This is a genomic window from Acinetobacter sp. LipI_19, from assembly GCF_058242925.1.
On sequence record NZ_JBZAYK010000001.1, the window covers coordinates 1,285,530 to 1,299,627 of the forward strand.

13 protein-coding genes are annotated in these 14,098 nt (G+C 36.9%); 5 read left to right on the top strand and 8 right to left on the bottom strand.

Annotated elements, in window-relative coordinates:
• Positions 1-1,200 precede the first annotated feature (1,200 nt).
• Both AC4CVF_RS06215 and AC4CVF_RS06220 read left to right on the top strand, forming a co-directional pair.
• Entirely contained in the window at positions 1,201-1,866 is a 666-nt protein-coding gene (locus AC4CVF_RS06215; protein ID WP_336950766.1) for a YccT family protein, read from the top strand.
• 470 nt (positions 1,867-2,336) lie between these two features.
• Positions 2,337-2,894, top strand: coding sequence for a GNAT family N-acetyltransferase (locus AC4CVF_RS06220; RefSeq protein ID WP_336950767.1), 558 nt, complete (start codon positions 2,337-2,339; stop codon positions 2,892-2,894).
• Between the two features lie 47 nt (positions 2,895-2,941).
• Here the strand turns inward: AC4CVF_RS06220 and AC4CVF_RS06225 are convergent, their stop codons facing one another.
• The 8 genes from AC4CVF_RS06225 to AC4CVF_RS06260 all read right to left on the bottom strand — a co-directional run bounded on the left by AC4CVF_RS06225 (position 2,942) and on the right by AC4CVF_RS06260 (position 9,053).
• Positions 2,942-3,238 carry a cyd operon YbgE family protein gene (locus tag AC4CVF_RS06225; protein WP_336950768.1) on the bottom strand — a complete coding sequence of 99 codons (297 nt, stop codon included), beginning with the start codon at positions 3,236-3,238 and terminating at the stop codon, positions 2,942-2,944.
• A gap of 3 nt (positions 3,239-3,241) precedes the next feature.
• Complete coding sequence (cydX, locus tag AC4CVF_RS06230) at positions 3,242-3,343, bottom strand: cytochrome bd-I oxidase subunit CydX (RefSeq protein WP_002120988.1); 102 nt, start codon at positions 3,341-3,343, stop codon at positions 3,242-3,244.
• Between the two features lie 30 nt (positions 3,344-3,373).
• Positions 3,374-4,519, bottom strand: a complete 1,146-nt coding sequence (gene cydB / locus AC4CVF_RS06235) for a cytochrome d ubiquinol oxidase subunit II (RefSeq protein ID WP_004719675.1) — start codon at positions 4,517-4,519, stop codon at positions 3,374-3,376.
• Entirely contained in the window at positions 4,516-6,102 is a 1,587-nt protein-coding gene (locus tag AC4CVF_RS06240) for a cytochrome ubiquinol oxidase subunit I (RefSeq protein ID WP_004719676.1), read from the bottom strand. The genes cydB and AC4CVF_RS06240 overlap by 4 nt, the downstream gene beginning before the upstream one ends.
• Positions 6,102-6,293, bottom strand: a complete 192-nt coding sequence (cydP, locus tag AC4CVF_RS06245) for a cytochrome oxidase putative small subunit CydP (protein WP_004719678.1) — start codon at positions 6,291-6,293, stop codon at positions 6,102-6,104. The genes AC4CVF_RS06240 and cydP overlap by 1 nt, the downstream gene beginning before the upstream one ends.
• Before the next feature lie 796 nt (positions 6,294-7,089).
• Positions 7,090-7,704 carry an OB-fold-containig protein gene (locus AC4CVF_RS06250; RefSeq protein WP_336950769.1) on the bottom strand — a complete coding sequence of 205 codons (615 nt, stop codon included), beginning with the start codon at positions 7,702-7,704 and terminating at the stop codon, positions 7,090-7,092.
• Positions 7,705-7,718: 14 nt separating this feature from the next.
• Positions 7,719-8,030, bottom strand: a complete 312-nt coding sequence (locus AC4CVF_RS06255) for a Rieske (2Fe-2S) protein (protein WP_162242519.1) — start codon at positions 8,028-8,030, stop codon at positions 7,719-7,721.
• An 18-nt stretch (positions 8,031-8,048) separates the two neighbouring features.
• Positions 8,049-9,053 (bottom strand): adenosine kinase, encoded by a 1,005-nt coding sequence (locus tag AC4CVF_RS06260; RefSeq protein WP_336950770.1) that lies wholly within the window; start codon positions 9,051-9,053, stop codon positions 8,049-8,051.
• A gap of 288 nt (positions 9,054-9,341) precedes the next feature.
• Here AC4CVF_RS06260 and AC4CVF_RS06265 point away from each other — a divergent pair, with 288 nt between their 5' ends.
• The 3 genes from AC4CVF_RS06265 to AC4CVF_RS06275 all read left to right on the top strand — a co-directional run bounded on the left by AC4CVF_RS06265 (position 9,342) and on the right by AC4CVF_RS06275 (position 14,096).
• Complete coding sequence (locus tag AC4CVF_RS06265) at positions 9,342-9,809, top strand: GNAT family N-acetyltransferase (RefSeq protein WP_336950771.1); 468 nt, start codon at positions 9,342-9,344, stop codon at positions 9,807-9,809.
• Positions 9,810-10,169: 360 nt separating this feature from the next.
• Positions 10,170-10,925 carry a COG4705 family protein gene (locus tag AC4CVF_RS06270; protein ID WP_336950772.1) on the top strand — a complete coding sequence of 252 codons (756 nt, stop codon included), beginning with the start codon at positions 10,170-10,172 and terminating at the stop codon, positions 10,923-10,925.
• Between the two features lie 231 nt (positions 10,926-11,156).
• Positions 11,157-14,096, top strand: coding sequence for an insulinase family protein (locus tag AC4CVF_RS06275; RefSeq protein WP_490789091.1), 2,940 nt, complete (start codon positions 11,157-11,159; stop codon positions 14,094-14,096).
• Positions 14,097-14,098: the final 2 nt, after the last annotated feature.

Sequence of the window (14,098 nt, forward strand, 5' to 3'; positions counted from 1 at the left end):
TGAAACCATTAGGTACAATCGCAATACGATGTTGCACATTGGCCAGATTGGTTGCGGTGAGTGGTGCTGGAATAATGAGATAGGGGTGAACATTAAGTTAAATTTATTGATGCCCACAAGGATATCACCACGTAAGCCTAAATTTTTTAAACAGAGTGACACTATAAAATCGTTAAGTTTAGCAAAATCGCGTATTAATGACTTATCCCACATCGGTTGTAGGATTTTCTCTTGTTCATGAATACCAAAGCTGATGGTGTATTTTTAGCCATTTTTTTAAATTTTGATGAATAAATGCCTAATCGAAGTGTTTCTTCATCCGCAATTTTTGTAATTGAAACGCTTGTGTCAGGGTAGGTCTATAGCCAGTCAGATATTGTGCGCATCATAATGTTGATGCATGATACTGAGTCCACCAGTATCTGCCATAACATTGGCTTGTCCATTAAATTCATTCATCATTGGCTTGGGCAATGGTGGCCTTTAATGTCGGTACATTCATCCTTCTAATAATGATGTTTTGACTATTGGTGACATTTAAAGAGGGGTCAAAGCATTAGACAATGAGGAGTTTGATTCATAGGTAGAACGGACCTTATTGACTAAAAAACACTCAGATTTGACCAGAAGAATTTTAGGTTATATGACTGAGTGCATCGTAATACATCAAAATAAAGGCATTGGTTGCTAGCACTATTTTTTATTTTGATTAGTGATGACTATATGTATTTATAGCTAATTGCCTAACTGTGGCCAATTTTTCTACGGGTATTTTTTGAGCGTTGTACAGGGTTAGCTTGAGTGGTGTAACCGGTTGCTACTATATATAGTTTGTGTGGCATAAGCTACGACAAACAGCTGTAATAATAATGATATATCTCGTTATTATTGCTTTAAATCAGGATATGATTTTCTTATTCATGGGGAACATCCTTTTAATTTGTTTTTAGAGTTATGCTTATTCTGAATGTGTGCTATTCAAAGGATCTAGTTTTAGATAAGAAGAAATAATTTTAAAATGTGATTTCAGGACAAGCAGATGAATGATTTTATTCCAGTAAATGAGAAATTATGTGATAAGTAAAATGAAAATTTTTTCATTATAAAAATTAGAACAAATCACCATTGTCATAAAACTGTCATCACGACATTGCATAGTGCAATAAATTTTACATATTTTTGACATAAGAGTAGAGCAATATGGCATTTAAATACGGCGTTGCTGCATTAGCTTTAATGCTAAGCGGATCAGTTTTTGCAGCAGTCACCTTATCTGCGCCAGAAGAAATTGTAGTATTGGCGGTGAACGATCAAGAAGTGAATTCAGGTTTAATCCGTAAAAAGAATGAATATAAAGTCGATGCAGGTCAAGTTGCAGTAAGTGTTCGTTACCAGCAATATTTTGAACATTTAAATGGTGAACACGATATTTTAAAATCGGGTGTAGTCACAGTGACAGCGCCAGATTTAAAAGATGGTCAAACTTATAAAATTGCTTTAGTGAATCCGCCTCAGCGTTTTGAAGATGCAAAAAAGTATTCAGAACAACCAACGATTGCGATTTATGACAATAAAAATCGCCTCGTGGTACAACAGACTGGTGTAAATACTGAAGCGAAGCCTTGGTTAGGTTCTGGGTTATTTGGCAAAGTGATTGATTTAACTTCAAGTAAGAAAGCGCCAGTAAATCAACCAGCGGCTGTATATGCAACAACGACAAGCCAGTCACCAGCAGCAACCACAGTTACTAAGACCACTCAAGCCTTAAGTGATGCCAATTCAGCAGATCGCCAATTGATTCAAATCTGGCAAAATGCAAGTAAGGCGGAACGTCAGAAGTTTATGACTTGGTTAGCTGAGCAATAATTTTGAGTACATGTGAAAGACCATTTCGATGGTCTTTTTTTGTATTTAACTGAATAATACAATTTTATAAAAGTTAGTTTATAGTTCTGTGGAGTTTGCACTTCCCCATCTTTTCTTGAAAATTTAAATATCTTTGTGTAGGCAATGTCTCACTTTTGTAGGGAAATACCAATCTTGTGCTACAAACAAAACTGTACTTTGTTTTGCGTTTGTTTGGCGAGGGGGGGACGTGCAATACCCCCGCATTTTCACAGATAATGGGCGACATTGATGTCGCCACATGATAGACATACCAGATATGATTAAATAGTGCAAAAGCATAAATGGTTTGATTGATATAATATTCATCATCTTGATGATTATAAATTATTTTATGGGTAAGACGGAATGGAGTGAGAATAAGGCTTTTCTCGCTACCATTTTCGTTTTATAAAGTACTTTACTCAGCTTTAATATGACAGAAATAAAACTTGATAAAATATCAGCTTAATTTTAGAACAGTACGAATATCTGACATTACACATTTAGTTGATCTGATTAATTCTGCCTATCGGCAGCAAGAAGGTCGTAGTTGGACAAGTGAATCAGAAATTGTCGCGGGTGATCGTATCAATGCCAAGCAATTAGAACAAGCATTGACTCAGGATAATTTTCAGTTATTTGTTGCTGAATTGGAGGAGCAAATTGTCGCATGTATTGGTCTGACTTTTACCCAGCATGATGTGGAAATCGGCACATTTTGTATTGCAGCTCAATTACAGAATCAAGGTATTGGCAAATACGTTTTAGATTTTGCTGAACGGTATGTGCATGACAAAGTTCTATCCAACCCTTGCCATTTTACGCATTTCGTTATGTGGGTTTTAAGTGTACGTTATGAATTGATTGCTTATTATCAGCGCCGTGGCTATGTTCAAACGGGTGAAGTGGCGGATTATCCTTTAACTGCAAATGTAGGCCTACCTATTGTAGATTTGCATTTAATCGAAATGAGAAAGAGTGTTAAAAGTAGCGTTTCATCTAATTAAAATAAAACCCTAAATAAATCAGGGTTTTATTGTTTCAAATTTTGGATTTAGCTCAAGAACCAAGTGTAATAGCCCCATAGCATGAGTGGCCATGCAACATAGGGGCTAAATAACCATTTCCATAACCAAAACTGTGGTAGAAATCCTACCCCATGTATAAAGCCACCTGAAATACCAATCATCACCATCATGAGCGCACTATGGTTATAATGACCATTGGCATCAAGCATTGCGCCAGGGTGAATCAATAATACCGCAGCAAGAGGCAATGCCATCAAAAACGAAATGGCCATTGCAAACTTATTCGGCTTTCTTTCTTTTGTTGTCATTGCGATCTCTGTCATGGTTTATTCCTCATCCAAATCTTGATGATGTTCAATATAGAGTGCGCTTAACACACCTGCAAAACACGCCATCAAGATCCCAAGAATCCAAGCGAAATACCACATAAATATTCTCCTATTTGCTTAGACACAGCCTTAGTACAGGCTGTGTGAGTTATCTTGAACATGTTTGTTGGTGATAACGCCCCACATCTTGTAATAACACCATGTGGTATAGATTAAAATAATTGGCACAAATATAGAAGCAACCACAGTCATTACTGTTAATGTATTCTTACTCGAAACCGCATCCCACATGGTTAAACTTACAGTTGGGTTGATACTCGATGGCATTAAGAATGGGAATAGTGCAAAACCAGCAGTTAAAATTGAACCAGTCACTGCTAAGGTAGAACCTGTAAAGCTCACGCCAGCTTTGTTTTTACCAGCACCAAAGATAATCAGGATTGCACCAAGGATTGCAGAAATAGGTGCAAGCATGGTGATCGGGTAAATTGAATAGTTATTCATCCAACCATGGTTACCCGTTGTTAATACTTCTTTCGCAAGCGGATTAGCAACAGCATTGGTATTAAATGGTTGTACCAAAGTATATCCTTCGATGCCACCAAAATATAACCAAGCACCAACGCCCAAGAAGGTAACTAAGAAGAGAATGCCCATCAATTGTGTGGCTTTAGCAGAACGTTGACGTAATACACCATCTGTACGCAGCATTAACCATGCGCCACCATGTGCACACAGCATCGACAAGCTTACTATACCGCAAACCAAGGCAAATGGATTGAGTAGGGCAAAGAAGCTACCTGTATAAGTTGAACGTACAGTCTCATCTAAAGTAAACGGTACGCCTAAGAACATATTACCAAATGCAACACCGAAAACCAGCGCAGGTACAGCTCCACCGATACATAAGCCCCAATCCCAAGAATTACGCCATTGAGTATTTTGAAGTTTAGAGCGATAGTCAAAGCCAACAGGTCTAAGGAAGAGTGCAAATAAGACCAGCAAGAGCGCCCAGTACATACCTGAGAAGGCCGTTGCATAAACCATAGGCCAAGCAGCAAATAGTGCACCACCCGCAGTCACGAACCAAACTTGGTTGCCTTCCCAATGCGGTGCAATGGTATTGATTGCTGCACGGCGTTCATCATCAGTTTTACCTACAAATGGCATGAGTGCCATTGAGCCCATATCGAAACCATCTGTCAGGGCAAAGCCAATCAGTAGAACACCGACTAAAACCCACCAGATAATTTTGAGAAGTTCATATTCGATCATGATTGATTCTCCCCAGTTTGAGCTTGCTGAGCTTCAAGTTTCTCGAAGTGATATTTGCCTGTATGTAAAGAACTTGGTCCTAAACGTGAGAATTTGATCATTAAATACATTTCAATAATCAATAACACCGTATAGAACGCGGCTAATGCAATGATTGATCCCCATACATCGCCAGTGCTTAAACTTGATGCAGACAGATGTGTAGGCAACACTTCACCAATGGTCCATGGTTGACGACCACCTTCAGCCACATACCAACCTGTTTGTGCTGCAATCCAAGGTAATGGCAGTGCAAACAATGCAAATTTAAGTAACCACGGTTTATTTTCTGCATTACGTTTTGCCACAGCAAATGTTGCAAGAATAAACAGGAGTAGCATCAAGAAACCAGAAGCGACCATTGCACGGAAAGAGAAGAACAATGCGGTTACATTTGGAATCGTATCTTTTGTTGCTGCTTGAATATGTGCTTCAGAAGCATCCGTTACATTTTCAGTATACTTTTTGAGAAGTAAGCCATAACCTAAATCTTTTTGGTTTTCTTTGAACGATGCCATAAGTTCAGGCGAACGGTCACCAGCACGAAGTTTTTCGAGTTCGCTATATGCGACCATACCATTACGGATACGGGCCTCATGCTGAACCATCAAATCTTTAAGACCTGTGACTTCTTTATCGAGTGAACGTGTGGCAATAATACCCATTGCATACGGGATTTTTATAGCGTAGTCAGTACGTTGTTCTTCCTGATTTGGAATACCAAATAAAGTAAATGGCGCAGGCGCAGGATGTGTTTCCCACTCAGACTCAATTGCTGCCAACTTAGTTTTTTGAACGTCACCAAGCTCATAACCAGATTCGTCACCTAGTAAGATTACTGAAAGTGTAGATGCTAAACCAAAGATTGCAGCGATGGCGAAAGAGCGACGCGCAAATGGTAAATCACGTTTTTTCAATAAGTAATAACTCGAAATGGCAAGAACAAAGATTGCACCAGTCACATAACCTGCAGACACCGTATGAACAAATTTCACTTGAGCAACTGGGTTAAAAATCAAAGCACCAAAATCGACAAGTTCCATACGCATGGTTTCAAAATTAAATTCTGAACCGACAGGATTTTGCATCCAACCATTGGCAACTAAAATCCATAATGCGGATAAATTCGAACCCAGCGCAACTAGCCATGTCACACTTAAATGTTGAACTTTTGAAAGGCGATCCCAGCCAAAGAAGAATAAACCAATAAAAGTTGATTCTAGAAAGAATGCCATCAATCCTTCAATGGCAAGTGGCGCACCAAAAATATCACCCACATAGTGAGAGTAGTACGCCCAGTTTGTACCAAACTGGAATTCCATCGTCAGACCAGTGGTTACACCTAAAGCAAAGTTAATACCAAAAAGTTTGCCCCAGAATTTGGTCATGTCTTTATAAATTTCTTTACCAGAAATCACATAAGTGGTTTCCATAATGGCAAGAATAAAAGCCAGACCTAGAGTAAGTGGTACAAATATAAAGTGATACATCGCGGTCATTGCAAATTGGAACCGCGAAAGATCGACCACGCTTTCAGAAATCATCAACGTGTCTCCTTGATTTGGGAAGGACTGCCAGCAATACGCTCAGCAACTTGGTTATCAAAATCTTTAGGAATAGTCGGAGCATCAAACCAGATATGTTTGATCGTCATTAGAAGAGCAATCTTAATTATTAATATGACTGCAATTTCTCTGACAAGCCGACGGTTTAAATCGTTAGGTTTTAAGCTCATGCGTTAAGCCTATTATTTAAATATGCTTATATTATTAAACAAAACGCAACAAGAAATAAATAGATAAAACAGTTAAAATAAAAATATATTATTAAATTTATATTAAACAAGTAGTTAAAAATTTACTTTGTTAAAAAATATACTAAATTTTATTGATTTTAAAGTTGATCAAAACACTTAGAATTAATAAAAATAAAACCAACTAGAATGGTATTGTTTAGATTTTATTAAACCAACTAAATTAGTTTGATTTAGTTTTTTCTTTAAAAATTAATCTGATTAAAAGAGTTGGTTTTAAATTTTTATAATTGTGCTGTAAAATAAATCAACCACTTGAATTCTTACACAAGTACGATTTTATGTTTTAGTAAATAATAGACTTTTTACTAGAATTTTACTTAAAGTAAGAGCCCCATTGGCTCATGTAAAAGATGAAAGAGTAAAATATCGGATTGTGGTTTCATGTTTATTCTAAAGAGTAAATTCTAATTTTTGCGATGTCGTAAATTAGGGGGGATGTTATGCAATATTTAGTGGGTTATAAAGTGGAGCTATCAGTGTGAAGGGTGGTTTTCATCTCGTAGAACATGTTTAAATTTAGCTATAGATCTCTGAAATTATTGCTGATTAAGTTTAGTTTTCGCTTAGACTATTGCATTAAATTCTGCTTCATTTCTTGATGTAAAGTTATTATTTTATTAAAGTTTATGGGGGAGAACAAGATATAAAAATATAGTGAGTAATTGTACTAATACGTCGCACAAAAGAATGTTGACTTAAATGAACAAATTATGAATTAATATTGGTCTGAACTAAATAGATGATTTGAAATTGAAATCTTCTTCGCAATATAATGGGATTTTCTAAAACGTATTAAGATAATTTGAGATTGAAATTCTAATTCACCAAATTCTGGTTCGACTTGGATATAGTGAAGCTGTCCATTTTCATCACGTACTCGTGCTTGAGCTGAAAAACCTGGGCGTGCATTACCACTAGAAACAGTAGCTAATCGTCCAAGCAAGTCAACTTGATTCAATGCAACTTTAGGTTTTATCACCTGATCCAAACAATGAATCATAAACACGGTAAAGAAGATTGCAATCACCAATGCGGGTAAAACCACATAATACCAAGCGGCAAAAACTTGTTTGCTGGCAAAGATAGATAGCTGTAAAAAATAGCCTGCAAAACTAAAATTCAATAATAAAAAAACGAAAATAAGAACTTTGGAAAATTTAACTTGTAGTAAGGGGGATTCGATGAGCCAATCTGGTGAAATTTTTTTCAGAAAGGTACTTGGCCGTAAGCCGATATAGTAGCCAAAAGTTTCTGCCATACTCAGCAGAATTAAAGCCAAGACACTGAGGTGAAAGGGCATTAATTCATGTTCAAATAAAAATCCAAGCATGGCAGTTTCCAATCTTATTCGTCCTCGATGTAAATACCACCATCTGAATGGACTGAAATATTTACTTTTTCAAGTTTATCACCCAGACATGGTCCTGAAATACATTCACCTGTTTCAACTTCAAACAAAGCACCATGTGTAGAGCATTGAATATATTCGCCATCTTGGTCTAAAAACTGATTTTCAAGAAATTCTAACTCAGTTTGTAGGTGTGGGCAGACGTTTTGATAGGCATAAAATGCACCATCACGTTGAGTGATAAAAATTGTATCACCTGTCATTGTGTCAAACGCACGTGCCTTACGCTCTTCAATTTCATCGGTCATTGCAATTTTTTCAGACATTTATGCACATTCCTTTTTGAACGTTTCGAGTAGATTTGCGTATTCTGCAACGTCTAGACGTGGCCCAAATTTAGACACCACTTCACTAGAAATAAGAATAGCAAGTTGTGCCGCAGTTTGTAAATTTTCACCATTATTTAAAGCATATAAGAAAGCACCTGAGAATGCATCACCAGCGCCATTTGCATCGACTGCATTTACTTTACGACCTTGAACATAAAAATGTTGTTTTTGATCTGCGACCAATGCACCTTTTTCACTCAAGGTGATGACCACATCAGTACTTAGCATTTTTAACTTATTGAGCGCAGCTTCTACAGAGTCAGTTTCTGTATACATCATAGCTTCTTGTTCATTACAGAAAATTAGATCTACACCATCATCGATTAATTCATTTAAACCTTGACGTGCATATTGCACCATAGCTGGGTCTGATAGAGTTAATGCGATTTTAACCTTGTGATCACGTGCAATTTGACGTGCTTGATTTACTGCAGCTCGTGCTGAATCACTTGTAGACAAATAACCTTCGATATATAACCATTGTGCTGTCTTTAAAGGTTCAAAATCCATTTGTAGATCTGAAAGCTCAGCAGTAATACCGAGATAAGTCTGCATCGTGCGTTCTGAGTCCCCACTGACTAAAACCATACAGGTGCCCGTAACGCCTTCACTGATGGATTTTTTAGAAGTTTTGATGCCTGCTTCATTTAAACCATCGAGATAAATTGTGCCTAGATCATCATTTCCAACACGACAGGCATAAAATGCTGAAGAACCTAATGCACTAAATGCCACTGTTGTATTGGCAGCTGAACCACCAGATGCTTGACCTTTATAATTTTGGCTAGCTTTTAAATTATTGTATAGCTGAGTTTGGGACTCACCATCTGCGAGTTGCATGGTGCCTTTTTGCAAATTTTGTTCAGCTAAAAAGTGATCTGATACTTTAAATTCTTGGTCAATGAGCGCGTTACCAATTGCAAAAAGGTCAACTGTAGCCATGTTCTTCATCACATCAATGTTAAAAACATAAAGTTTACACGAATGCTCAGCTTTACAGTAGTTTGTTGAAAAAAATTCAATTACATTTGTCAAATATGGTTTGTTAGAGTTTTATAATCTGCTTGTGTGCTGAACAAAACTGTTTTTGAGATGATTTTTGCTTCATTTAAGCCATTGTTTTTATCAATGTGCGTGATTAAATTAGATTGCTAGGTTAGGTTTTGTTTGGAAATAAACATAGGCATAAAGTTAAAACTGTCTACAGACCCTAAACATATTGGAGGTTGAGTGAATATTTTAATTCAACAGGTAGATCAATTGCCTGCGCAAATTCAAGATTTAGCTATAGTTGCTGAGAAAGAAGGGTTTCATTTTATTCAACGGTTGGTTGATGAATTTCAGAAAGGAACCAATAAATTTAATCGACATGGTGAATTTTTATTGGTTGCGTTTGATGGAGATAAACTGGTTGCATGCGGTGGTTTAAATATTCAAATCAGTGAAGATGGTGATACAAAGCATAACCCTGAAACTCAGCATAAAATTGGTCGGGTACGTCGTTTTTATGTATTGCCTGAATACCGCAAAAATGGATTAGGTAAAAGTTTATTGCTTGAACTTGAAAAAAGAGCAAAACCCAATTTTTCTGCATTGTGCTTAAATAGTGAAAAAGATGCAGCGCCATTTTACCAAAAGCAAAATTATGTTTTTGTCTCAAATCACCCAAATTATAATTACTTTAAATATTTAATTTAGTGAATTTGGAAATCCTTTGGTCTCTAATCTGTAATGTTACGCAACAACATAATTTGAAAATGCTGCTGGATTACAAAGATAGGCTTTAAGGTCATCTTTATTTTTGGAGACGAATTTGTATTGATCTCCAAAAATAGTTTTCTTGGTAAACATACTAAAAATAGCCTAAGTAATTCTTTTCTACAAAAACCTAAACATAGATAAGCCATATTTAATCAGTTTTTGTAAAGTCATGATAAGTACTAAATACAAATCTTACTGAGTCTTTAAGAGGGTTAAGTGACTTTTTTCACATTTTAATTCTATTTTAAGTCGAAGTATAGACTATAGCTTTTAACGCATAATTGCTGAATATGTGAAATGAAGCAAAATGATTTAGATGTGCTGATTGCAAAAGTTCCGCAAGTCACATTACTATTTTGGATCACCAAAATCTTTGCAACCACTTTTGGTGAAACGGCCGGTGATGCTGTGTCAATGTCGCTTAATTTAGGGTATTTGCTAGGAACCTTTATCTTTGCTTTTATCTTTATCGCTTTTGTCTATTTTCAAATTCGGGCTAAGGCTTTTCACCCCTATTTATATTGGTTTACCATTATTGCAAGTACGACAGTGGGGACCACATTAGCAGACTTTGTCGATCGCTCACTGGGTATTGGCTATTTCGGTGGAAGTACGTTATTACTCAGTTTGGTATTGTTGACTTTATATGCTTGGTATAAGGTTGAAGGAACAATTTCACCACATATTAATCAGCCCCGAGCAGAACTGTTCTATTGGTTAACCATTACCTTTTCGCAAACTTTAGGTACAGCATTGGGAGATTGGTCATCAGATACAGCAGGACTGGGTTATAGCGGTGGGATTGTGTTATATGTGGTATTGATTTTAATCGTCATCACTTTGTATTTATTTACAAAAATATCCAGAGTTATTTTGTTCTGGAGCGCATTTGTGCTTACTCGACCATTAGGTGCTGTGGTTGGTGATTTTCTAGATAAACCAATTGATCATGGTGGATTAGCCCTGAGTCACTTCATAGCATCAGCTGTATTGTTGAGTGTAATTTTGATCTGTATTTTTATTGCTCAGCGTTGGGATACAGAAAAAACATAAGCATCACTAATTTAAAAATATTGAGTAAAAAAAGTGAAGTTTTACAGTGATGATCGAATCTTTTGATCATCACTTTTTTTATTTATCCCATTGCTCATTCTTGATATTTTGACAGTAAGTCGCGATTAATTCTGATTGATTTACTAAGAATTAGTTTTAGGAATGAATCGCATTTATTTAAGTTTCGGTTATACTTAAACGTATAGATAAATATTTAATATTGGAGATCGCATGACTGTAGATGTCACTGAAACCTTATCTCAAACTGTTCATCCTGCGTTTCAGCTGGTACGTCAACACCATGTAGAAGCTTTAGACATTTTAGTGTCTGAATATAAACATAAAGTGACTGGTGCGATGCACTACCATTTAGCAACAGATCATGACGAAAATGTGTTTCTAGTTGCTTTTCGTACTCAACCGATGGATTCCAAAGGTGAGGCGCATATTCTTGAACATACAGCGTTATGTGGTTCAGAGAAATTTCCTGTACGTGATCCATTCTTTTTGATGATTCGTCGTTCATTAAACACATTTATGAACGCATTTACGGCAGCAGATTGGACGGCTTATCCATTTGCAACACAAAATAAAAAGGATTTCCAGAACTTATTGGAAGTCTATTTAGATGCTGCTTTTGCTGCCAATTTAAATCCATTGGACTTTGCTCAAGAAGGTATTCGTATTGAGCTTGAAAATGGTGAACCTGTTTATAAAGGCGTGGTATTTAATGAAATGAAGGGAGCGATGAGTTCGCCTTCAGACCAGCTTTATCATCAGCTTGCACATCATTTGTTCCCGAAAACAACTTATCATTATAATTCTGGTGGTGATCCAAAGGATATTCCAGACTTAACTTATGAAGAGTTAGTAGCGTTTTATAAATCACATTATCACCCAAGTAATGCTGTATTTATGACCTTTGGTGATGAGCCTGCTTATAAATTGCAAGAACAATTTGAAAAGTTGGCGCTGTCCAAATTCAGTAAAGGTGAAACGATTTACTCTAAAGAAGAGCAGCGCCTCACAGCACCAATTGAAGTACAAGAAACCTATGCTGTTGATGCAGAAGATTTAAAAGACAAGACGTACCATATTTTGTCTTGGTTATTGCCGAAGACCAGTGATGTTAAACTTCGCTTGGGTATGCGTTTAGTTGAAGGGATTCTTTTAGAAAATTCAGCTTCGCCATTGCGCCATTATTTAGAAACATGTGGTTATGCGCAGTCTACGGGTCCAATCATGGGTGTAGATGATTCAAACTATGAAATGACGTTCTATTGTGGTGTTCAAGGTTCAAACCCTGAGCATACTGAAGAATTTAAAAATGGTGTACTCAATATTCTTCAAGATGTTGCTTCAAAGCCTATTGATAAAGAAATGGTTGATGCAATTTTGCACCAAATTGAATTACATCAACGTGAAATCAGTGGTGATGGTACACCGTATGGTTTAACGCTGATCCTCAATGGTTTGGGTAATGCAATTCATCATAATGATCCAATCCATGCCTGGGATGTAGATACTGCCATTGCAGAAGTAAAAGAAGAACTCAAAGATCCGATGTGGTTATCTAATTTGATTCAAGTTCATTTATTGGATAATCCACATCGTGTACAAATGACTTTAGTTCCAGATGCAAATAAATCTGCTCAAGAAGCAGAAGATGAAAAATCACGTTTAGCGAAAATTGGTGAGGCTTTGTCTGAAGCAGATAAAGCTGAAATTATTGCTCAGACAGAAGCTTTAAAAATCCGTCAAGAAACACCAGATGATTTGAGCTTATTGCCTAAAGTCGGTTTGGAGGATATTCCTGCTGAATTGGCCATTGTTCAAGGTCAATTGCGTGAAGTGATTTGCAATGGGGTAGATACACCATTAAATCTGTACCATGCAGGTACAAACGGAATTTACTACCAACAAGTATTGATTCAAATTCCAGATCAAATTGTAAAATCGCCTTATTTCAACTTACTGTCTGTTCTCATGGGAGAAGTGGGGGCGGGCGAATATGATTATCTTGAACTTCAACAGTTACAGACTGCTGTCAGTGGCGGCTTGGGAATGGGCGCTTCGCTTCGTTCTAAAACCGATGACAAAGGTCAAATCAGTGCATGGTTGACTTTAACAACTAAATCTTTAACTGATAAATTTGATGCCATTCAGTTGCTTAAACTGGCTTTTGAGCAGTTACGTTTTGATGAAAAAGATCGCATTATCGAACTTTTACAACAACGTAAAACACGTTGGGCTTCTCGTTTATCTGGTTCTGGCCATAGTTATGCGATGCAAATTGCCTCACGTCATATGAGTGCGTTAGCAAAACGCGATTATGACAATACAGGCCTAGGCGCATTGAATTGGCTAGGTGATTTGATTGCAAAAATTGAAAAAGATGATGCGGCATATGATGCGTTTATAGATGAGTTAAAATCAATTCATAAAGGTTTAATGCTTGCACCAAAACAATTTTTATTGGTGTGTGAAGAGCATCATTCAGAGCGTTTAGTTGAAGAGGTTCAAACTGTTTGGGATAAGCTTACGGTTGATCAATCTCCTGTTTATTTAACTCAAGTGGCTATGGATGAGAGCGATGCAGATCAAGCATGGTTAATTCAAGCCAATGTTCAATTTTGTGCTTCTGCTTACCAAGCTGTAGATGTTGCACATCCAGATGCTGCGCCGTTAATGGTACTTGCAGGCTATTTACGGAATGGTTTCCTACATAGTGCCATTAGAGAAAAAGGCGGAGCATATGGTGGTGGTGCAAGCTATGACGGCAATGCTTGCTCGTTCAGATTCTATAGTTATCGAGATCCGCGCCTTGCAGAAACATTCCAAGACTTTGAGGCAAGTCTAGATTGGTTATTACATAAAGAGCAGCATGATTATCAACTTGAAGAAGCAATTCTTGGTCTAGTTTCGAGTATGGATAAACCTGGATCACCAGCAGGTGAGGCCATTACTGCATGTTATGCATTGCTTCATGGACGGACACCTGCGTTTAGAAAGCAATTACGCGAACGCTTATTAAACGTTACTATTGATGACCTTAAGCGTGTCACACAAACTTATTTACTTGAGCAAAAGCCTGTAAGAGCTGTAGTCGCTCCAGTTGTAAAAAAAGACGTGTTGGAACAATTAGGTTTTGAAATTAAGAAAGTAAATTAACC